Annotated in this window: 19 protein-coding genes and 1 pseudogene; 10 read left to right on the top strand and 10 right to left on the bottom strand. The window is 69.8% G+C overall.

All coding sequences use genetic code 11. The features are described from left to right. On the bottom strand, positions 1–1,512 hold the full coding sequence (locus tag ACFYYN_RS18365; protein WP_500546628.1) for an MFS transporter: 1,512 nt from the start codon (positions 1,510–1,512) through the stop codon (positions 1–3). A 66-nt stretch (positions 1,513–1,578) separates the two neighbouring features. Here ACFYYN_RS18365 and ACFYYN_RS18360 point away from each other — a divergent pair, with 66 nt between their 5' ends. Then, complete coding sequence (locus ACFYYN_RS18360; RefSeq protein ID WP_500546627.1) at positions 1,579–2,040, top strand: MarR family winged helix-turn-helix transcriptional regulator; 462 nt, start codon at positions 1,579–1,581, stop codon at positions 2,038–2,040. Positions 2,041–2,268: 228 nt separating this feature from the next. On the opposite strand, the pseudogene ACFYYN_RS18355 reads toward ACFYYN_RS18360, so the two are convergent. Next, positions 2,269–3,083, bottom strand: a pseudogene (locus ACFYYN_RS18355) (IS5 family transposase). A 281-nt stretch (positions 3,084–3,364) separates the two neighbouring features. Between ACFYYN_RS18355 and ACFYYN_RS18350 the strand changes: the two are divergent. Continuing rightward, entirely contained in the window at positions 3,365–4,204 is an 840-nt protein-coding gene (locus ACFYYN_RS18350) for an SDR family NAD(P)-dependent oxidoreductase (protein WP_500546626.1), read from the top strand. A 53-nt stretch (positions 4,205–4,257) separates the two neighbouring features. Here ACFYYN_RS18350 and ACFYYN_RS18345 read toward each other — a convergent pair whose 3' ends face one another. The 3 genes from ACFYYN_RS18345 to ACFYYN_RS18335 form a co-directional block, all read right to left on the bottom strand. Further along, positions 4,258–5,268 carry a hypothetical protein gene (locus ACFYYN_RS18345; protein WP_500546625.1) on the bottom strand — a complete coding sequence of 337 codons (1,011 nt, stop codon included), beginning with the start codon at positions 5,266–5,268 and terminating at the stop codon, positions 4,258–4,260. 12 nt (positions 5,269–5,280) lie between these two features. Beyond that, positions 5,281–5,508, bottom strand: a complete 228-nt coding sequence (locus ACFYYN_RS18340) for a hypothetical protein (RefSeq protein ID WP_500546624.1) — start codon at positions 5,506–5,508, stop codon at positions 5,281–5,283. Between the two features lie 262 nt (positions 5,509–5,770). After that, complete coding sequence (locus tag ACFYYN_RS18335) at positions 5,771–6,043, bottom strand: hypothetical protein (RefSeq protein ID WP_500546623.1); 273 nt, start codon at positions 6,041–6,043, stop codon at positions 5,771–5,773. A gap of 764 nt (positions 6,044–6,807) precedes the next feature. On the opposite strand from ACFYYN_RS18335, the gene ACFYYN_RS18330 reads away from it, so the two are divergent. Continuing rightward, a complete protein-coding gene (locus tag ACFYYN_RS18330; RefSeq protein WP_500546622.1) occupies positions 6,808–9,537 on the top strand; it encodes a tetratricopeptide repeat protein in 2,730 nt (909 codons plus the stop codon). A gap of 578 nt (positions 9,538–10,115) precedes the next feature. Here ACFYYN_RS18330 and ACFYYN_RS18325 read toward each other — a convergent pair. After that, positions 10,116–10,664 (bottom strand): GNAT family N-acetyltransferase, encoded by a 549-nt coding sequence (locus ACFYYN_RS18325; RefSeq protein ID WP_500546621.1) that lies wholly within the window; start codon positions 10,662–10,664, stop codon positions 10,116–10,118. A 333-nt stretch (positions 10,665–10,997) separates the two neighbouring features. Between ACFYYN_RS18325 and ACFYYN_RS18320 the strand changes: the two genes are divergently transcribed. The 5 genes from ACFYYN_RS18320 (at position 10,998) to ACFYYN_RS18300 (ending at position 15,592) form a co-directional block, all read left to right on the top strand. Next, a complete protein-coding gene (locus tag ACFYYN_RS18320; protein WP_500546620.1) occupies positions 10,998–11,720 on the top strand; it encodes a hypothetical protein in 723 nt (240 codons plus the stop codon). A gap of 86 nt (positions 11,721–11,806) precedes the next feature. Next, positions 11,807–12,481, top strand: a complete 675-nt coding sequence (locus tag ACFYYN_RS18315; protein ID WP_500546619.1) for a response regulator transcription factor — start codon at positions 11,807–11,809, stop codon at positions 12,479–12,481. Continuing rightward, positions 12,478–13,833, top strand: coding sequence for a sensor histidine kinase (locus ACFYYN_RS18310; protein ID WP_500546618.1), 1,356 nt, complete (start codon positions 12,478–12,480; stop codon positions 13,831–13,833). Before ACFYYN_RS18315 ends, ACFYYN_RS18310 begins: the two co-directional genes overlap by 4 nt. 125 nt (positions 13,834–13,958) lie before the next feature. Then, entirely contained in the window at positions 13,959–14,411 is a 453-nt protein-coding gene (locus ACFYYN_RS18305) for a hypothetical protein (RefSeq protein WP_500546617.1), read from the top strand. Between the two features lie 281 nt (positions 14,412–14,692). Further along, the gene (locus ACFYYN_RS18300) at positions 14,693–15,592 is read left to right on the top strand and encodes a hypothetical protein (protein WP_500546616.1); all 900 of its coding nucleotides are present in this window, start codon (positions 14,693–14,695) and stop codon (positions 15,590–15,592) included. A gap of 314 nt (positions 15,593–15,906) precedes the next feature. Here ACFYYN_RS18300 and ACFYYN_RS18295 read toward each other — a convergent pair whose 3' ends face one another. The 4 genes from ACFYYN_RS18295 to ACFYYN_RS18280 form a co-directional block, all read right to left on the bottom strand. Next, a complete protein-coding gene (locus ACFYYN_RS18295; RefSeq protein ID WP_500546615.1) occupies positions 15,907–16,809 on the bottom strand; it encodes a hypothetical protein in 903 nt (300 codons plus the stop codon). Between the two features lie 258 nt (positions 16,810–17,067). Then, on the bottom strand, positions 17,068–17,508 hold the full coding sequence (locus ACFYYN_RS18290) for a VOC family protein (protein WP_499510022.1): 441 nt from the start codon (positions 17,506–17,508) through the stop codon (positions 17,068–17,070). A 394-nt stretch (positions 17,509–17,902) separates the two neighbouring features. Continuing rightward, positions 17,903–18,463 carry a hypothetical protein gene (locus ACFYYN_RS18285; protein WP_500546614.1) on the bottom strand — a complete coding sequence of 187 codons (561 nt, stop codon included), beginning with the start codon at positions 18,461–18,463 and terminating at the stop codon, positions 17,903–17,905. A 34-nt stretch (positions 18,464–18,497) separates the two neighbouring features. Beyond that, complete coding sequence (locus tag ACFYYN_RS18280) at positions 18,498–18,944, bottom strand: hypothetical protein (RefSeq protein WP_500546613.1); 447 nt, start codon at positions 18,942–18,944, stop codon at positions 18,498–18,500. A 597-nt stretch (positions 18,945–19,541) separates the two neighbouring features. On the opposite strand from ACFYYN_RS18280, the gene ACFYYN_RS18275 reads away from it, so the two are divergent. Together ACFYYN_RS18275 and ACFYYN_RS18270 are read left to right on the top strand one after the other, a co-directional pair. Further along, a complete protein-coding gene (locus tag ACFYYN_RS18275; protein ID WP_500546612.1) occupies positions 19,542–20,060 on the top strand; it encodes a hypothetical protein in 519 nt (172 codons plus the stop codon). A gap of 744 nt (positions 20,061–20,804) precedes the next feature. Beyond that, entirely contained in the window at positions 20,805–21,149 is a 345-nt protein-coding gene (locus ACFYYN_RS18270) for a hypothetical protein (RefSeq protein WP_500546611.1), read from the top strand. Positions 21,150–21,335: the final 186 nt, after the last annotated feature.

Below are 21,335 nucleotides of genomic sequence, written 5' to 3'. Positions count from 1 at the left end.
TCACTGGAAGGCCGGTGCCGCGGGCTGGGGCCCGGACGGCTCGGCGGCTACGGTCAGAGATGTCTTCGGCCTGATCAGCGCGGTGCAGAGTACGGCGGTGAACGCGAAGGTAGCGGCGCCCCACCAGAAGCCCGTCGCGTACCCGTGGACGGCAGCGCGGGCGAGCAGCGGCGGGCCGGCCGGACCGTGGGAGTGCAGGTAGCTGCTGTTCGCCGACGCGACAAACGTGCTGATGACAGCTACTCCGAGCGCCGTGCCGATCTGCTGGCCGACATTGTTCATGCTGCCGGCGGTCCCTGCGTCGCGCGGGTCGTCCGGGACGCTGCCGATGGTCACGGCGATGACGAAGTAGACGCCGATACCGACGCCGACCAGCACGAGTCCGGGGAGAACGCGGGACGCGTATGCGGCCTGGACGTCCACCCTTGTGAGCAGTGCGGCCCCGAACGCCGACAGGACCAGTCCTGCGGCAACGATGGTCCGGGCGGTGAGGCGCGGGAGCAGGGCACTTTGGGCGATGGTGGCGCCGACCGCGATCCCGACGGGCAGGGGAAGGAAGGCGAGGCCGGTTCTGATGGGGGTGTAGCCGAGGATTCCCTGGAAGTAGTAGGTCAGGAAGAGGAACAGCGCGAACAGCGCGGCGCTGCCCAGCAGCAGGCTCAGATAGGCCGCGCCGCGGTTCCGGTCGAGCACCACCCGCAGGGGGACGAGCGGATTGACCGCGCGGCGTTCGACGGTGACGAACCCGGCGAGGAGAACGGCGCCGCCGACGAGGGAGCCGATCGTGAGTGCGGAGCCCCAGCCGTCCTTCTCGGCCTGGGCGCTGCCGAACACGAGCAGGAACAGACCGCCCGACGCCAGCAGCACACCGGGAAGATCCAGGCGCGGCCGGTCCGGGTCGGCGGAGTTCGTCATCAAGGTGAGCGCGCCGACAAGGGCGACAGCGGCGAAGGCGATGTTGACGAACATCGTCCACCGCCAGTCCAGGTAGCTGGTGAGCAGCCCTCCCAGCAGCAGGCCGAGGGCACCGGAGCCGCCGCCGACGGCGCCGAACACAGCAAACGCCTTGTTGCGTTCGGCGTGGTCGGTGAAGGTGACGGTGATCAGGGAGACCGCGGTGGGCGCCAGTGCGGCGGCGAACACTCCCTGCAGAGTGCGCGCGATCAGTAGTACGGCCGTGTCAGGGGCGGCGCCGGCGAGTGCGGAAAACACGCCGAAGCCCACGAGGCCCACGATGAAGACCCGTTTGCGTCCTACCAGGTCGGCCAGCCGTCCTCCGAGCGGGAGCAGGCTGCCGAAGGCGAGGACGTAGGCCGTCACCACCCACTGCCGGGCCGCGTCGGAGAAGTGCAGCCCCGCCTGGGCCGAGGGGAGCGCGACGTTGATGACGGTGGCGTCGATCAGGATCATCACCTGGGAGATCAGGACTACCAGCAGGATCAGCCAGCGGTGTGCGTAGTGCGGATCGGCGGTTGCTGCCGGAGTTCCCGCCGGTTCTTCGGATCGGTTCATGTCTGCACCATAGAGATGTGTGCGCTCGCACACAAGTGCACACGCATGTTTGTTAGCATGGTCGTCATGAGACCGCCCTCCACCAGGCACGCGATCATCTCCCAGTCACAGGAGGACGCCTGGTTCGCTCTCCTCTACACGCACGCGGCGCTGACCGCGCGGATCGAGACCGTGCTGATGGAGCGGCACAAGATCTCGTTCAGCGCCTTCGAGATCCTGTGCCGTCTGCAGGATCTGGAACCACAGCCCGTGCGGGCGCTGGCCGGCGAACTCGTCAGCGTGAGCCCCACCCGTGCGTCCCGGCTGGTGCAGGAACTGATCGACAGAGGCCACCTGCGCCGCAGCGCCGACCAGGACGACGGCCGGATCTCCCTGATCGGCTTCACCGACGAGGGCCGCAGGTATGCCGATACGGTGGCCGAGACCTTCGAAGCGGCCGTACAGCAGCACTTCGTGGCGCCGCTCGGCGAGCAGGACATCGCTGCCCTCATCCGCATCTGGCGGAAACTCGAGGCCGCCGAGGGCTGAACCGGCGCGAATCGCCGACCCGGCCGGCTGGGCGACACCCGCCCACCGAAGTAGCGATGGCAAGGACGCCGAGGCATGGCCGACGATTTTGGTCATAGCCCAGGACGACACTGGCTCCTCGTACGCCGCCGCCCTGACTCCACAGGGGGACATCCGCACGACGATCCACGACCCGGCCGCCGCCCCTGCCCACCACGCCGACGACGTCACGGCGGCTAAGACCGTGTCCTATGTGGTGAGGCGGACGAGCCGTTTGTAGCAGCACAGGGCAGCGGCGAGGCCGAGAAAGGCCAGGTAGTTGCGGGGATCGCGTTCGTATCGGTGGTTGAGTCGGCGGTAGCCGGTGAGCCAGGACATGGTGCGTGCGATGACCCATCGTCGGCGGCCGAGTCGTTCGCTGGACTCGATTCCTTTGCGGGCGATCCGCACGCCGATCCGTTGTCCACGTAACCATTTCCGCAGGTGGGGGACGTCGTAGGCTTTGTCGGCGTGCAGGCGCTGGGGCTTGAAGTGACGGCCGCGTTCGGGGTCGTGTCTCGTTTGGTGACCGTTGATCATCGGCTTCAGTGCTTCGCTGTCGTGGGTGCTGGCCGCGGAGACGCCGACGACGAGGGGCAGTCCGTTCGCGTCCGACAGGACGTGCATTTTGGAGTCCGGCTTACCTCGGTCCACGGGGCTTGGGCCTGTAAGTTCGCCCCCTTTTTCGCCCGGACGTGCGCGGAGTCCAGGACGACACGCACGTCGACCAGGCCCGCGTCGTCGAGCCGGTGCAGGACCGCCTCGTGCAGCCGGCCCCACACGCCGGCTCGGGATCAGATCAGGAACCGGCGGTGAGCCGTCGACTTCGATATCCCAAAGCGCGGCGGCAGAGCACGCCACGCGCACCCGCTGACCAGCACGTAGATGATCGCGGCAAACAGCGTCTCATCAGGCGTGTCCTGCGTGCCCCCGCCCTGCGGCCGCACCCTCGACGGCGGGATCAGCGGCTCCGCAAGCTCCCACAGACCGTCCGGAACAATCCAACTCCACGTACCCCGCCCCATGAACAAACCAACGACCGCCTCACCACATAGGACACGGTCTAAGGCGGACGGTCCATCGCGGCATGCCCTCGGTAAAGCCGGAGAAAGCCGGAAGGGGCGGGCCTGGGTTCGTCCGGCCCTGGCTGGCGGCGCGCGGGCTCTGGGTCATCCACCCGGGCATCTATGTGGAGATGCATCTCCGATTCGGAGTACAGTGAAACGGAGACGCATCTCCGATTGTTCTTCCGTCGACCGCGCCGCCTGCCCGGCGTTGTCCCCGTACTGCGCAAAGGAACGACTCGATGGCTACCTCATCACCCCCTGTCTGGCTCGTCACCGGAGCCTCCCGAGGCCTGGGCTTCCACTGGGCCAGGGCCGCCCTTTCCCGCGGCGACCGCGTTGCGGCCACCGCCCGGAACTCCTCGTCACTGGAGCCGCTGGTCCGCGAGTTCGGTGATCAGGTGCTGCCGCTGGCGTTCGACGTGGCGGACTCCGCTGCCGTCCGGCAGGCCGTGGGAGAGACCGAACACCGCTTCGGCGGCATCGACATCCTGGTGAACAACGCCGGCCACGCGCTGCGGGGAGCCGTCGAAGAGGTCTCCGAGGAGCAGGCACGGGCACAGTTCGACGTGAACTTCTTCGGCGCCCTGTGGACCACTCGGGCCGTGCTCCCGGGCATGCGGGCCCGCGGACACGGCAGGATCATCCAAGTCTCGTCCTACGGCGGCCTCGTCGCGTACCCGACGATGGGCCTCTACCACTCCTCCAAGTGGGCGCTGGAGAGCATGAGTCAGGCCCTGGCTGCCGAGGTCGCCCACCAGGGGATCCTGGTCACCCTCGTCGAGCCCCTCACCTTCGCTACCGGCCTCGGCGCCACCGCTCCAGCAGTCGACCCGATGCCGGAGTACGAGCCCGTCCGCGAAGCGCTCATGGCCGGGATGAAGGACGCGCCGTTCGTCACCGGTGACGCAGCGACGACGGCGGACGCGCTGCTCGCGATAGTCGATGCCCCCAACCCGCCGCTGCGCGTGCTCTTCGGCACGGGCGGCATCGAGCCGCTGCAGGAGGAGTACGACCGCAGGATCTCGGAGTTCCGGGCGTGGGACCACATCGCCCGCCTCGCGCAGGGCGTGTCGGCGTGACCCAGCAGCCTGCCTGATCGGGTTCCTGGAGTCCGCCATCTGAGTGACACGCATCACATACAGGACAGCGCCACGCAACGAAACCCCCTCGCCGGCCACTGGCGGCCAGCGAGGGGGCTTTCGACGTGTGGGGGACGCAACGAGCGGCCGGACCGATCGACAGATCCCTTGAGCAACGCGAGAAACGGGCCCCAGCAGCGACTTTCGTCACTCCTGGAGGCCCGTTTCGTCGGTACCTCGTCGCGGGTGTCCGGGCCGATGCCGTAGCGTTCCCGGCCGCCCTTGGCGAAGGCGGGCAGGCTTCGGAACGGTGGCGGCTGCGGTGTGTCCAGGACGTGCTGCTGCCAACCCTGCAGCACTTCGAAGTTGAGTGGGGCGCCGCGCGCCGCGTCGTCCCGCAATTGTTCCAGTGCGGCGAGCAGGCCATCCGCCCTCGCTGCGTCCACAGCGCCGTCGAAGGCGCGGATGTCCTCCGCCGCGCCGTCGCGGGTGGGAACGACCGGGCCGTCGGTGACGCCGTCCGGGGCCTTCTGCCACGCCACCGTCTCGCGCACCTCGAGCCAGCGCTGCAGGTGGTCCGGCGCGGGCCCGGCGGGGCCCACGCCGTCGTTCGGCCGCAGGGACAGCGCAATCCGTTCCGCGATGTCCTCGACGAGCACCATGTCAGGGCCGGTCCAGCTCTTGAACCGACCGCCGATGGCCTGGTCGACCAGCTCCTGCGCGACATCGGGTGCGACTCCCCAGCGGCTGAGGAACCAGATGAGCACTTGCTCACAGTGCCCGTGCCAACCGCTGCCGCACCCGGTGCGGTCGGTCACCTGGAGGATCAGGTTGCGCGCGGCGCGCTCCCACAGGATCCGCTGGTCCTCGACGGCGGCCAGGTCCAACGGGTACGCCTCGAACCACCCTGCGAGGCTCTCCAGCCATCCGCGCCACTCGCACAGCGCCGCGACAACACGGGCGAGCGTCTCGTCCGGAGTGGTGATCGAGTGACGGGGGCAGCACCAGTTCCCGACCGGCCCGCCGTCGAAGTCGCCCTCGTCGTGCGCCCAGCGCCAGCCCACGGCCGAGCGGCCTTAGCGCTCCACGAGGACATGCGACATGGCGTCGGCCCAGAGTTTGCCCTCGCCGCGGCTCCAGGCACTCATTGCCGGGTTGGTCGAAGCAACGTCAGGGCGGCGGGGCACACGCCCGGCCGGCCCGAGCGAACGCACCACCTGCGCTGCCGACGCGCTGTCGAAGGGATGACGGGTGGGGTCCACCTCGTCCCAGCTCAGAAAGCCAGGGGCCAGCACGGGAATCACCGCGCAAGCCTGCACGTCTACTGGCGCCCGTTCAAGGGGATTACCGCACGGCGCTGCCCATCGGCGCCCCTCTCCCCGACGCACTGGCTTGGCAGGGACGCAGATGCCCACCAGCCTGCCACCGCCGGCCTCCAGGAGGGGGAAGGCCGGATGAGCCGGGACGGCAGCCGCTACCCCGGACGTTCAGGGCGGGCCGGACACCACGGAGCGGCGCGATCGGCGTCGGCAGACCCACTTCTCGGTGAATCCGCGCGGGCCCGCGCTACACCCGGGTTCGGGTGACCTCGACCACGACGACCGTCGGCCGGTCGGGGATCACCGCACCCTCACTCGGGTCGTGCGCGGTGTAGACGCCGTCCTGGGACTCGCCGTACTGCAGAACGTCGGTCTGCACATCGAGCACCGCGTTGTATCCCCACGGTCCGGTCAGCCGGACGACGGCACGGATCCTGGCCGGTGCGGAGTGTGTGTTGACGACCCTCACGTCGACCCGGAAGGCGTCGCCTGTCTCCTTCAGCACGGGCTTACGCACCATGACACCGTCCTTGAAGGCGGCGGTCCCCGCGTCGCCTGTTCGGCCGCCCCGCGGCTCGGCTTCGGACCGCGACGGGCTCGGGTGAGCCGTCACCACGACGAGCGGGGCCGGTGACGTCGTGCGAGCCGCGGACGGCTTCTCCTCCGACGGGCCGCATCCGGCCGCGAGAGCGGTCGCGGCCATGACCGCCAGCGCCTGGCCGATGCAACGGCCGGCAGGGCGCAACACTGCAGCGTCGAAGTCCAATATGGTCCCCTCGGTCACGGAAGCCGCCTTCGGCCTCTGGTCACCGGCCGGGTATGCGCGCAGAAGCCGCCCCAGCCGGTGCCATGACGGGGGTGTTGCCCTCGGGTGACGGGAGGCCTGACCCCCTTGATCATGCAGAAAGGGAGGTTACGGGAACGCGTGTTCGTACCGGAAGGGTGTGACTGCATCGACACGGGCATCGGCCGGTTCTCGCTGATCGGTGACCGAAAGGCGGCACACGTGCCTCCGTCCCCTCAGCACCTGGCCGCACAACCCACCGGGACGATGACCCGCTCACCGCAGGTCAACGCCCAAGGTCCCGAAGTCGATTGTCTGGCACCCCGGGTACGTGGGGCGTTCAAATCTGTGCGTGACTCGTCATGTTCGCCGGAACCCCTGTCAGCCGACGCTCGCCGTTGGGTGTGACATTGGCCCGTGTGACCGGCCCCGAACTGGCTACCCTCACCTGCCACGAGAGCCGGTACGATCGGGCACCGGCGAAACTCGGGGGAGGCCGCGTGTCGGGACAAGTCGCTGCACGCCGCAACACGTTGCTGGTGGCCGCCGCGACCGGTGTGGTCGCCGGACTGGGCCTCACCGGCGACATCATCTTCGACGTGTTCAAAGGCCATACCGCGTGGGCTGTCTGCGGCGGCGCGGCCGTGGTCGCGGCCGGCCTGGGCGCGTACGGGACACTCAGAGCCCAGCATGCCGAGGAACCGGTGCCTGCCCAGGAGTCGGCGCCCCAGGCGCTGCCTCCCCGCGAACTTCCCACCAGGGAAACGCTGGCGGGCGACACCACTGCCCTGGACGGATTACTCGCCCACCTGCGAGACGTGCCCGCGCCCGGCAACCGCACGCTCCCCTCAAGCGGCCTCCAGAGCCAGTCGAAGCTCATCGTCGTCCATGGTCAGCCCGGCGTGGGCAAGACGACCCTGGCGCTCAATGCCGCGCACGAGGTGAAGGACGCCTACCCGGACGGCCAGATCTACCTCGACCTCCACGGTGACAGGGCGACTCCGAGGAGCACCGCGGACGCCCTCGCCCACATGCTCCGCAGCCTGCACGTGGCGCGGGAGGACATGCCGGACTCCGCTGACGAGCGAGCGGCGATGTTCCGGACGCTCACCGCCGACCAGAGGCTGCTCGTCCTCCTGGACAACGCGCACGGTACGGATCAGATCGAGCCTCTGCTGCCCACGGGCGCCGGGTGCTCGGTCCTGATCACCTCCAGGCGGGTGCTCTCCCTCAACAGCGCCACCCAGCGGGAGCCCGTCGCGGTACATCTGCCGGACGACCAGAACGCACTTGCCGTGCTCTCCCACTACGCGGGGCAGGAACGCATCGCCGCCGAACTGGCGGCGGCGATGGACATCGTCCGCTTCTGCGGCAACCTCCCTCTGGCCCTGCGGCTGGTCGGCTGCAAGCTGAAGCAGCGTTCCGGCTCCAGTCTCGCCCGCATGCGCATGCTCCTGGAGGACGAGAGGAGCCGCCTGGACCACCTGAAGTTCGAGAACCGCAGCCTGACCGCTTGCCTCATCTTCAGCTTCCAGGGCCTCACGCCGACCACTCGTGCCTCATTCGCCATGCTCGCCTCCCTGCCTGCAGGCCGCTTGACGGACTGGCACTTCGCCCGGATCGAGGCGACCCGCGGGGCCGGCGTCACGGCGGGCGACGAACTGGTCGAGGTCGCGATGATGGAGACACGGGACGGGGAAGGCGGCGGCTCCGAATGCAGCTACCGCATCCACGACCTGATCCGTGTCTTCGCTGCACGCCAGTACGAGGAACTGCCGCCGGAGGAACGGAACGCTTCGGAGGAACGCCTGGTCCGGGCCTACCGGGACGCCGTCGTCCACTGGGCGGCTCAGCGCGCCCCGGAATTGCGTTCCGAGATCGACCCCGATCGCGTGACGGACCTCCGTGACTCTCCGACGACGGCCGCCGAGTGGGTCGCCGGAGAGCAGGACCGTCTGTTCTGGGCGATCGAGCGTGCGCGGAACCTCGGGCTGAACACGGTGGCGGCGGAGATCGGGGAGGGGCTGTCCTACTTCCTCGACGACATCACTTTGGCCCCGAACTCCGCCGACTGGCTCTTCAATGCTCCTGGAGAAACCCGGTCGCGGGTGCTGGCCGGTCTCCGCAGGGCACGCGCAAGGGCCGCCCTGGCCGAGGGCAACCCGGACAGGGTGCTTTCGCTCCTGGGCCCGAACGGCGACGATGCAGCGGAGAGCTCAGCGGACGGGGTCTCAGAGGCACGGGACGCGATACTCGTTGCCCGGGCTCACTCCATGAAGGACGACTACCGCATCGCCCTCGACGGCATGACGATCGCGGTGGACCGGCTCCGCACGGCCGGCGACTCCTGGCACACGCTCGGTTCCCTCGAGTTGCTGGGCGAGCTCCAGCGCTGGCGTGGCAAACCGGAGCTTGCCGAGCAGAGCCAGCGGGAGGCTTTGCGCATCGCGGAAGAGGCGGGCGACCTAAGGGCTCAGGCACGTCTGCGGCGTACCTTGGCCGAGACACTGGGCTATCTGCGCCGCCCGGCGGAGGCCGCCCCGCTGCTCGATTCCGCCAGGGACGACTTCAGGCTCCTCGGTGACCGCCGCTGGGAGGGAGCCACCGAGTACGCCCTCGGCAAGATCTACCGGCTCCTCGGAGAGCGCCAGAAGGCGAGCGACTGCTACAGCAGGGCGGAGGGCATCTTCGGCCCGATGGGCGAGCGGCTGTGGGTGGGCCGGGTGAACAACGCCCGTATCCGCGTCCTCGCCGGCATGGGACAGCCCGATGAGGCCGCCGCCACCGCCCGCGAGGCGATCGCGTTGTTCGAGCAGCTCGGCAACGAGATGTGGGTGGCGCACACCCAACGGGACGTCGGCTGGCTGCACCTGCGTGCCGGACGTCCCCAGGACGCCGAGGCGCCGCTCACTCACGCCGTGGACGCCTGCGCTGCAGCCGGCGATGCCTACGCGGGTGCCATGGCACGTCACCTCCGGGGGGTGGCCTACCGTGAACTCGGCCGGTACCCGGAAGCCCATGGCGACTTCGACGCCGCGCTGGAGGTCTACAGGTCCGGCTCGTACGAGTGGAACGAGGCCGCTGTCGCCCACGACGTGATCCGCACCCTTCGAGCCGAAGGCCGCACTCAGGAAGCCGACATGATGGAGCGGAACTCGTCAGCCGCCAACCCGGTCTTCGACCGGATGCACGGCCGGGACGGGGCGGTCGCGGTGCCGGACGAGGACTGAACCAGCCAGAGATGGACGTGCAGGGCACGCGACGCTTCGCTGCGCGGCAAGTATCAGCCAGCCTCGGAGGTCGACGTCAGCGAGATCATCGTCCGGCCGACTGCCAGCGCTGCCTGAACAGCGCCGCTGGGCGGCCTGCCGCACAAGCAGTGGGTAGTTCGCTGGGCTCACGCCCCAGAGGTCGCGTGGTTCACATCCCGTCCCCGCTACCAACGTCCGTCCCCTGCCTGACTTCTTGTCGGGCAGGGGACGGAGCAGTTTGTACGGCCCGCCGGCCCCTCGACCGGCCGGCGAACAACAGCAACGCGAGCGCCGTCCTGATCTCCACGGCGCTGCCTGACCGGCCGCATCTGCTGCTGCCGGTCCTCGCCTACGGCCTCTTGCAGAAGGCCGCCGCCAACCAGGTCATGCGCAAGGCCGGACAGCGGTAGAGGCGCTGGCCGTCGCTGAACGTGGTGGTCTTGACGGTGTTCTGCTTGCGTTCGCCGGAGACGGAGGCCCGGCGTCCATGACGGGCCTGCGGGCCTGGAACAGCCCGACCGGGACGCTTGCAGCGCCCGCCACGGCCGTACGTACGGCTACTCGGCCTGGATCGCGTCAGCGGGAACCTCGAAGACGAGCTCGCGCCCGTCGCGCTCGTTCCCCCGCTCGCCGACGCACGTGAAACCGAAGCCCGCGATGGTGGCCAGGGAGGCGTGGTTGTCGGATCTGATGGTGGCCCGCACGGTCCTGACACCGGGTTCGGCGGCGGCCCTGACGAGCAGCGCTGCCAGCATGGCGCGGGCATAGCCCTGGCGGCGGTACCCGGGCACGACGGTGTAGCCGACCTCGACCGTCCCGGCCTCGTCCGGCGGCCCGTGGAACCCGGCGTCGCCGACGACGGCCCCGTCGGGCTCGGACACCGCGGCCCGTACGATCCAGGGCGCGGCAGACGGGTCCGCGGCAAGCTGGCCGGCGCGATAGCCGAAGATCCCGCGGGCCCGGTCGGAGACGAAGTACTCGTCGAGGGCGACCCCGGCCTCGGCGCTGCCGCCTGCGAGGTCACCCTCGGCCAGCGCCCGTAGCGCCTTTGCGCTGAGCTCGACGAAGCGGACGCGTTTGGGGGCGGAGTGAGGTTCACTGGTCATCGCGGAGATGCTCGCCCAGCGCCGCAAGGCTGTCCACCGCTTTACGGCTTCAGCCGTCACGTTGACCGTCCGCGACACCGCTCGACCGCGCACAAGCCGCCCGCCCGGCACACCCAAAGCCCCATTTCCCCCGCAGTCGTTGGGCCTGCCGCTCGTCCCCCAGACTCTTGGGCTCATCTCGTTCGAGCCGCAGGGTCGGCTCACCGGGAGCAGGTGATCTCTAAGGCCGGCCTAAGGTCCCCCGAGAGTTTCCTTGAGTTCCTGATGGTCTTCTCGGCCGTGGGCGCCGGCAGCCGCCGGACCACCGCCCTGGGAGTTCGAAGGAGACCAGGTATGAGCAGTAAGGCGCGTTGGATCACCGCGGCGGGTGCGGTCGCCGCGGTGGCCTGCATGACGGCGTCCGCGGTTGCGGCTCCGTCGCCCGGCCCGGCCAAGTCCGAGGCAATCGTGGCCGCGACGGCGAAGGGCAAGCCGGACAAGGGCGGGAAGCCGGGGAAGCCGACGGAGGACCGGGCACGGACCGCGGAGGCCCTGGCGAAGGGCGTCGCCGCTCGGCTGGGGGTGAGCCTGGCGTCCGCGCAGGAGGCGGTCAAGGAACTGTTCGCGCTGTCCGACCGATCCGGCGGCGTCGACCCGGACGGCGCGCAGTTCGCAGCGATCGCGAAGAAGCTCGGGGTCAGTCCTGACCGCCTGGAGAGGGCCCTTGCTGAGACCAAGCGGGCCCTCGGCAAGCAGGTCGTGAACGACAAGCACGCGGGTAAGGGCAAGCCGGGCGACGGCAAGGTCGTCATCAAGCACCGGGGACCGGCCGACGACGCCGATGTGAAGCTCTTCGCGAAGGGCGTCGCTGACCGGCTGGGCGTCGGCACCGTCGCGGCGGAGCGAGCGGTCGGGGAGCTGTTCGCGCTGGCCGACCAGCCGGGCGGCCTCGACCCGCACGGCCCGCAGTTCGCGGCGATCGCGAAGAAGCTCGGGGTCAGCGCCGACCGGTTCGAGGAGGCGCTGTCGGGCACCAAGCAGGACCTGGCGGCCGGTGAGCAGTCCAAGAAGGGCTGAGCCGGCTAGGCCGGGCGGCCGGTCTGGGGCAGTCCGGGCCGGCCGTCCTTATCCGTTGTTGACCTACCGGACAGGACGATGCGGTCATGCGTGTGCTGGTGGTGGACGATGACGACGCGGTGCGCCTCGCGCTGGCCCGGGCTCTGGCCCGGGACGGCCACGAGGTCGCCGAGGCGGCCGACGGAATGGCGGCTTTGGAGGCGCTCGGCGGTAGCCGGCCTGATGCCGTCATCCTCGATGTGCTGATGCCGGAGCCCAACGGCCTGGAGGTGTGCCGCCGGATCCGGGCCCGGGGCGATCGCGTGCCGATCCTGATGCTGACCGCGCGGGACCTGGTGGAGGACCGGGTGGCCGGGCTGGACGCGGGCGCCGACGACTATCTGGTCAAGCCGTTCGCCCTGGACGAGCTCAGGGCCCGGATCCGGGCCCTGCTGCGGCGCAGCGGCGCCGCGCAGGAGGAGGTGATCCGCTTCGCCGATCTGGAGCTGGATGCCGCTGCCTGCCGGGCACGCCGCGGTGGGCGGACGCTGGAACTCACCCGTACCGAGTACGCCCTGCTGGAGCTGTTCTTGCGTAACCCGCGACGAGTGCTGAGCCGTTCGCTGATCTTCGAGGCGGTGTGGGGGTACGACTTCGGTCCCTCGTCCAATGCGCTGTGGGTCTACATCAGTTATCTGCGCGGCAAGTTGGAGGCCGGTGGTGAGCCGCGGCTGCTGCAGACGGTGCGGGGACTGGGTTATGTGCTGCGGGAGGAGCCGTGACCCTGCGCAACCGGGTCGCGCTGGCCGGTGGTGCCGTGGTCTGCGCGGCCCTGGTGCTGGCCTCGCTGATCATCTATCCCTCGCTGAGCGCCGGACTGCACCGGCAGAGTGACGACGTGCTGGTGTCCGCCGCCGACCGGGACGCCTCGCAGTTGCTGAAGGAATTCAAGTTCAAGGTCCAGCAGATGGAACGGGAAGGCACACGTCTGACGGTGCCGACCTCACCGGTCACCGTCGGCTCCACGCAGTTGCAGTTCATGGTCCCGCCGGTCGCCCCCGGCCCGGGTGGCGGCTTCATTCCCGTCACCAAGCACGACGTCCAGGTCGCCCTGGGCAAGGCGCCGGCGTACTTCCAGGACGCGGAGTTCGAGGGGGTGAGCTACCGGGTGTACACCGCGCCGCTCACCGACTGGGACGGCGCGCTGGTCCGGGCCGCCATCCGTCAGTCGGTCGTCGGCTCCACCCTGGACCGGCTCACCGCCCTGCTCGCCGTGATCACCGCCGGCGGGATCCTACTGGCCGCCTTCGGCGCCCGGCTGCTGGCCGGCCGGGTACTGCGCCCGGTACGGCGGCTCACCGAGACGGTCGAGCACGTCACGGCCACGCAGGATCTGACGGCACGCATCGACGTGCGGGGCCGCGACGAGATCGCCCGGCTCGCACGCTCCTTCACCGCGATGATGGCGGCAGTGGAGGAATCGGTGAGGGCCCAGCGACGGCTCGTCGCCGACGCGTCGCACGAACTGCGCACTCCTCTCACGAGCATCACCACCAATCTGGAACTGCTCAGCGAGAGCCCCGGCCTGGCCGACCCGCAGGCCCCCGCCCTGGTCGAACAGGCCCGCACGCAGGTCCAGGAACTCCGGGACCTGCTCAACGACCTGGTGGAGCTCGCCCGTTACGGGCAGCAGGACGCCCACACCGAGGACACCCGCCTCGATCTCCTCACCGAGCGGGTCGTGGCCCGTACGGCCCGGCGCAGCCCCCGGGCGTCGCTGCGCACGGAGCTGACCGAGTGCCTGGTGCATGCCGACCCCGAAGCGTTGGAACGCGCCGTCGGCAACCTCGTCGACAACGCCGTCAAGTGGAGCCCGGACGGCGGCGACGTGCTGATTGAGGTGTCCCGCGACGGCACCGTCACGGTCACCGACCAGGGACCTGGCATCCCGGCGGACGACCTGCCCTTCGTGTTCGACCGGTTCTACCGCTCGCCAACCGCCCGCTCCCTCCCCGGGTCCGGACTCGGGCTCGCCATCGTCAAGCAGGTCGCCGAGACCCACGGCGGCACCATCACCGCCGAGCCACTGGACCACGGCCTCCGCATGCGGCTGTCCCTCCCGCCCCTGGCCTGATCGACCGGGTGGGCATGCAGCCCGATGGCCTGACGCCCATCAGAGGCTCGGGAGCGCTGGAGTGTCACCCCTGAGCGCGGTAAATGGAGATGCCGTCCCCTGACCTGCACATGCAGGATCGCTCCATGTCGACCGATGTCAGCGGAATGATCGAATGCCGGCCCGGGGCCCGTCTGTGGGGCCCCGACGACGAAGACTCCGTGTGGGAGGTCGCCATCGATCTCTTCCTCCTCAACAGGGGCAACGCCTACGACGGGCTGGCTTGCCTCTTTGGAGTCCGGAACTCCTTCGGCTTCCGTCCCCTGGCGGAAGGGCGCGGCTTTCCGGATGACGCCTCGGATGGGCTGCGAGGTGGGTTCGCAGGCTACGGCGGGCCCCGCGACGTGCACGGGACCACGTGGCTGACCTGGGCCGAGCTCAGCACCGTGGACTGGCAGGAGACCGACGCCTCAGGGACCCGAACGCGCGCCTCAGCCGCAGGGAACGACACCGACTGGGGCCGGGTCTGGAGCGTCATGCGCATCCTCAGCGAGGTCCACGGAGCCGAGAACGTACGCCTTGTCGTCTGGTTCCACTGACCCACAGCTGAGCACCTGGTGGGCACTGCCCGGCAGGTCGAACGCTCAGCTCGACGCACCCTCTGGAGAGGTGGCCTCGGTAGTACGGCGGGAGCGGTCAGGTTCGTACGTCGCGGTATTCGATCCATGGGGACGATACGCCAAAAGAGTTTGTCATGAGGTCGGATGTCGACGACGATCACCTCGTGACGACCAGAAAGGGCCATGCCGTCTAGGCGCCCTGCTCCGCTCTCCACCGCTCGCGCGCCGCCGACCGCTGCTCACCGCAGCACCCGATGGCCGTGACCGCCCACCCCACCCAGGAGAGCCCGCCCGTGCAGAAGACCGCCCTCATTCCGTACGCCCACCTCCCCCAAGAGCACCATGACCGCCATGTCCTGACCAGTACCGTCGACGTCTTCGGCGCCGCCCACTGGCTGCTGGCCGAACGCGCTCCGCAGCCCGGCGGCGACGTCCTTCCCTTCGACGCGCTGGTCGTTTCTGTCGATCCCGGCGGCAACGTCGAACTCACCGAGCTGAGCGCCGTGCGAGCCCGCTGGCCGCACCTGGACCGCCGGCCCGAGGGCGGGTTCGTCGTCGCCGCGTCCCGCGCCCGCCGGTACGAGGACGCGAACCAGGTCCAGGTCTTCGACGCGCTCGGCCGCGAGACCTCGTCCTTCTCCGTCGGGGACGCCATCGAGCACCTGCTCGTGGACGAGGCCGACCATATCTGGGTCGGGCACTTCGACGAGAACCCCGCCGGAATCCGCCGCTGGAGCGCCACGGGCCGACCCTCCTGGACGTCAGACGGCGCCCTCATCCCCGGTCTCTTCGACTGCTACGCCCTGAACGTGTCGGGCACCGTCGCCTGGGCGTGCCCATACACGGACTTCCCACTCGTCGAGATCCGCCCCAATCGCACCGACCGACCCGTGAGGGTGTGGGCGAACCGCGTACGGGGCGCCCATGCAGTGGCCGTCCACGGTGGGCGGGTCGCCTTCTACGGCGGCTACGGCGAGGACCGGGACCGACTCGCCCACGGAGAACTCACCGAAACCTCCGTCGAGCCAACGGACGTCGGCCTGCTCACCCTGCCCAGTGGCCTTGCCCCAGGCCGCCGGCGGGTCGTCGGCCGGGGAAGCAGGATCTACGTCCAGGCGGAGCCGTTCACCACGTGGGGCGTGTTCGACCTCAGCAGCTGATATGCAGCACTGGGAAGGCCGTTTCCACCCAGTCGCCGACCACCGGGCGGACGGTCCCGCAAGGAGTCTGCTGCGGCGCATGCCCGCCAGGGTCCAGCGGTCTTCGACCGCTAGGGCGAAATCTTCGACGAGCAGGGGCCCGGCGCTCTTGTGCCGCGCTGACTCTTCACGACGGAGTGGACCCACGGTCGAGACACGGTTGCACCGCCCGACACGAGCGGGCGGGCCGGCTTGCCCGGGCCATGTCTCGCGCTCCGTCACGCCCGGACCGGTTACCAGTGGGACTACCGGACCCCCGTCCCGGACACCGGGAATCAGCTCGCGCGTCGTCCTGTGAACAGGTCCTGGTACGACGTGGACTGGAGCTGCAGGGGTGGAGCCATGTCGCCAAAGGACTTGCCGAAGGCTTGCGGCGACCGCGCCAGTTCCATCAGCACCTGGTCCGCCGCGTCGTCGCCGGCAAGGTTGGGCGCCAGGGCCGCGCAGGCCCGAACGCCCGCATGCGGGTCAGCCAGCCAGGGACGCGTGTCGCCGTCGAGGTGGCCTATGGCGATCACCAACGTCGCCAGGTCGTGCGAGGTATCGGCGGCCCGGACCATCGACGCCAATTGTTCCAGCAGCGCCGGACGTTGTGCGGAGGCTTCGGGATGCCGCGCCAGTGACCCGACAACTGCGGCGGCGCATGTCCTGCGCCTGGCGCGTTCCGACGCGAGGTGCGGCAGTGTTCGCCGCAGGAGCGCGGGAACCAGGTCGAAGCAGGCGAGCGCCGCCTGATCGAGGACGAGTTCGCCCAGTCCCGTACCGTCCCGCCACATCCGGGCCCTGCCATCCGCATCGGTCGACACGTACGCGGCGGTCCAGGCCCGCAGCTCCGGTGCGCGGTCCTCGACCCGAGCACGGATCTCCGCAGCCCGGTCTCCGAGGCCGGCGGCGACGCCGACCTCGTACAGGTAAGCGAGCATGGCATCGGGCAACGAGGGGTCATCCGGCCCCAGCAGCGGATTGTCCAGGAGCTCGGCGACGAGCAGCGCGGGCGCCGTCGCAGGCCAGGCCCTGCCTTCGCGACGAAGCGTCTCCGACCACAGGTGCGAGTACCCGTCGACGAAAGCCTCCGCATCGTCGGCGAGGAGAGCAGCCAGATGCCGCGGCGTGTCGCCGGCGGGGCCCGAGGCATGGAAGAGGCCGGCCCACTCCACGTCATGCGTACGGTCATCCACGACGGGGATGGTGCCACAACAGCTCGACGGGCTCACATTGCCCAGACTCACTCCGGATCGGCGGACACGTGCACCCAGCCCGGCCCCCGACCCCGGACGCGGAGATCGACGTGCGTATCGGCCTCTGAACGCCGATCTACCCTTCGCACCCGTGGCTGGGGGGCCGTGCGGGCCCGTCCAGCAGCCTGCACCGCCCCTGTCGCGGATGCGTCATAGCGGTGCTGACCGTCGGGATGCTCGGCGTGCGGCAGGCCTGCGTCAGCCGATCTGTTCGGCGAGGGCGACGATGATGCCTGCGGGGCCGCGGAGGTTGCAGAGCCGGTAGATGTTCTCGTACTGCGCCACCTCGCCGAGGAGTTCGGCGCCGTGGGTGCGCAGGCGGGCGATGGTGTCGTCGATGTCGTCGACGGCGAACATGACGCGATGCAGGCCCAGCGTGTTGGGCGGAGGGTTCCGCGGCTCGGCGTCGGATACCGCGGGGGTGTGGAATTTGGTCAGCTCCAGTTTGCTGTGGCCGTCCGGTGTCCGCATCATCGCGATGTCGCTCCGGACGCCGTCGAGTCCGACGGTGCGGTCCGCATAAAGGCCCTCGATCTGCGCCTTGCCTTCCAGCTCCATGCCGAGCTCGGTGAAGAAGGCGACGGCCGCGTCCAGATCGTCGACGACGATGGCGACGTTGTCCATCCGCAGAATAGTCATGTCTCCGAGCCTAACGACTCGATGCGCCGTAGCGCGGCGGGCGGCCGGTGCCGGGCCCGATGACCAGCTGGTCTTCGTCGACCGGGTGCTGATCACCCTGCTCCACCTGCCTCTGCAGCCACTGCACGCGGCGCCGGCCGAGCTGTACGGAGCGACCCGGCCCACCGTTACCCGTGCCATCCACGAGATCCGTCCTCTGCCGGCCCGGCGCGGCGGCATGCCACTGCAGCGGGACACCGGACGGCACGAGTCCCCCCGCGACCCACGCCGCCATCGACGGCCTGGTCTCGGACCGCACCCCCCGCAGCCCGACCCGGCACATCACCGGGGCTCTCGACACCGCTTGGCCGGACACGGGGGCCCGGAACTCTCCGAACCGGCGCCCGGCCGCTCACTATTGCTTCTCGACGTCCTTCACCGAGGACGGCCCCAACTGCTTGGCGCTGGCGTACTCCGGCATCGTCATGGGCTTGTCGAACAGGAAGAACGACTGGTTCGTGCCGACCGTGAACTCCATGTACGCGTTCGTCGTCGCGTCGAAGCCGTAGTAGGCGTTGCAGGTCGAACCGGAGGTGTACGTGCCGTCCATGCCTGGCTGCGCGAGGACCGCGACGCCGTTGGAGGTGGACTCCACCCGCTCCGTCGGCGTGAGCATCTTGCAGCGCGGCACCGGCAGGCCCTTCATGATGAAGTACCCGTACTCGCCGTTGGCGTTCTGGATGTAGACGTAGGAGAGTTTGCCCCGCTGCCCCCACGTCTTGACCCACTGGTTGATCGCCTCGCGGGTCGGCGAGTACTCCATGCGGCCCGCCGGCTGCTGGGCCACGAGGCGGTCGTAGTTGTCCTGCTTGGCCTTGTTCTCCTTGTCCTGGCTGGACTCGGTGCAGGAGGTCAGGACGAGACCCACAACGAGCGCGACGAGGGTGGCCAGGGCCATGCGTGCGAACTTCTTCATGCGGTGCTGCCCTCTTCCCGGATTGAGGTGGGGATCAGTTGGTGCACGTCGTGCGCTCGGCGGTGGCATCCAGCCGGTACGGCAGATCCTTGTCACGGAAGGGCGCGCGGTGCTCCTGGGCGGCCTTCGAGTTGTAGGCGTTGACCGACTCGATCCGCGTGGCCTTCAGCGCGGTGATCGACTGGTCGATCTGCGTCGTGCGGATCTCCGAAGCGGCCTTCCGCTCCTCCTGGAGCGCCTGGATCGTCCCTTCGGCGTTCTGCACGGCCGCGCACAGATCGAAGAACTCCTCGTAGGTGGTCTGACGGAACTCGCCCGAAGCGACGGTGTTCTCGCGCTCGTCCGCCTCACCGCGGAACGGGGCGGTGATCCACCCCGCGCCGCCGAAGGCGAACACCCCGATCACGTACAACACCGCCAGGGCGACAACTCCGCCGACGGCCCACGCCCCTAACCGTGCCCCCTCGCGTACCTGCCCCATGGCTGTCCCCCTTCACATGTGACTCCGCGGCGTCGAACCACCTATTGCGAAGGAGGACACGGCACCCGGGTGGAACGGTTCCGCTGGCGCGAGCGTCAGGAACGAGCCACTGCCGGCACACGGTCCGCTCGGCCAGGCGGCCTCGGCACGTCACGCCCGACCGGTAACCGAGTTCCCGCGCGGCAGGGGTTTCCCGGAGATCTCGGTCCGCGGCGCACATGTGCGTGCGACGGGCCGCCGCGTTCCCGCATCCGCGACGTCGAGAACGAGGCCTCCACCCGTGTGATGGCCAAGTTCGGCAGGGCTCACGATCGCACGACGGCCGTGCCCGGTATCGGGCAGCCGATGCGGGTCACCGCGATCACGCCGGAGCGGTCAGCGGCGGCGCGGCGGGAGTTCCAGGCGTCTCGTCAGACCCCGCCCGCCCTTGATGGGTTGGGGGCGGGGCGGCTGCGCATTGACCGGGGAACTGCCATAGGGTTCGGCGCGGACCGGCTCGTTCGGTCAGTTGCGGTACAGGGCAGTTCAGTTCAGTTCAGGTCAGATCAGGTCGCAGTCAGGCAATCGCCCGACAGGCACGTGCAGGGGAGCACCAGCGTGAGTCTCATCAAGAAGGCATTCGAAGTCATCGAGAAGGGCTTTGACGCGGGCGGTGACGCCATCCACGACTTCACCGTCAACCGCCGCACGGCCGAGCTCTTCCTGAAGCTGGGTGTCGCGGTCTACGCCGAGCAGCGCCTCGGCGGCTCGCACGAGCCGGTGGAGCGGATGTTCGAGGCCCTGGAGGGCCACGTCGCCGAGAACGGCGAGGTGGAGCTCGACCACCTCAAGGAGGCCCACGAGGTCCTGGGCGAGGCGTTCGTGGCCAAGCACACCGCGGAGATCGAGGCGGCGGAGGCCGCCGAGGCCAAGGCCGTCGAGGAAGCCAGGGCCGCCGCGGCCGCCGCTGCCGCCGTGACTCCCGCGGCTCCCGTCGCGGCCCCCGCGGTTCCGGCACAGGCCCCCGCCCCTGCCGCTCCCATCGAGGAGGCCGCCGCCCCCGTCGCCCCGGCGGAGGCCCCCGCGCCCGCCCCGGCTCCGGCTCCGGCTCCGGCGGAGCCCACCCCCGCCGGCTGACCCCCGAGCGAGGGCCCGGCGGACGTCGTCTCGGCGGATTCCGGGGAGCGCCGCAACACCTGATCACTGGCGTGTGCGGCTAGGAGTGCAAGCAGCGGCTCGGCTGGGAGTTCCCGGCCGAGCCGCTGCTGCATCGTCGGCGGGCATGCTCCCATAGCCCCGCCCCTCCATGGATGGCGCAAGAACGAAGGCTCATGAACGACCGATCGGACCGGCCGACGGACAAACTGTCCGCGCTCCGCCTCGGCAGGAGGCTGGTTGCGGAAGTCCCGGGATCGCGGCCGGATCGTCGCGCATTCGTGGACATCCGCCCCGGCAGACCGAGGCAGATGCCCAGGCGCGGGACGAGGGATGGGTTCGCAGCGACGTTGACCATGACTTCCGGCTTGACCACTGGGAGTACGACCGAGAGCGCATCGACGGCTACGACTACGACATCGACGCGGTTCTCATCAAGTCCGCCGAGGCGCCGGACGAGTCTGAGCTGATCACCGTGCTCAACACATGGGGCGCCGACCTCTTCGGCCTGGGACAGCGACGATCCCAGGTAGTGGACGTTCAGTTCAGGGGAGCTGTCAGCTCATACAGAGGGGCGGCGGGACGCCGCAGTCGGTGGGGTTCCGGGCCTCCGTGCTCCGCCGTGGAGCGGGCCAAGCGGGGAGGGTAAGTGAGGTGCCGGCGGTCGCCGGAAAGCCCGCACTACCCTGGTCCCAGGGGGCGAAGCGCGCGCGTTGGGGGGCGAAGATGAAGCGCTTGGTCGGAAGATGCGCCGAAGCGGCTTACGTGGTGTTGATCGGAGGCCTGGCCGTAGCGGGAGCCGTCGACGAACGAGCTGCCTTCTACCTGTCCGCCGTCGCGTTGACCCTCCCCTCGGGCGCCGTCGCCCTTCCGGCGATGTACGGGGGTTATGCGGCGATCTCGGCGATCGGCTCGATCTGGGCTCCTGCCGCCGGCCCGGACGGGACGGAGGCCGGCTGGCTGAGCCTCGGCAGTGCAACTCTGAACGTGGCCCTGTTGACCTGCGCCGCGATCGCCAATGTCGTCCTGCTGCGACGAATGTCGCGCCATCGGCGCCCGTCCCACCGCTGAGCAGCCTCCGAGGCCATCAGGGAGACGGCCCTCAACCGCACCTCCTTGGTGGGGTTCCGGGCCGCTGCGCCACGCCTGAAGGGAGGTCCGCTCGTGTGACGACCGGACCGACCCGGACCAGGCCCCGCCCGCGGCCCCCGGCACGGCGGGGCGGCGCGCCATCACGCGCACGGACGCCCGCCGTCC

The organism is Streptomyces sp. NPDC001902 (genome assembly GCF_042891295.1).
In the GTDB taxonomy this organism is placed as follows: Bacteria; Actinomycetota; Actinomycetes; order Streptomycetales; family Streptomycetaceae; genus Actinacidiphila.
This window is presented reverse-complemented; position numbering and strand designations above follow the sequence as displayed.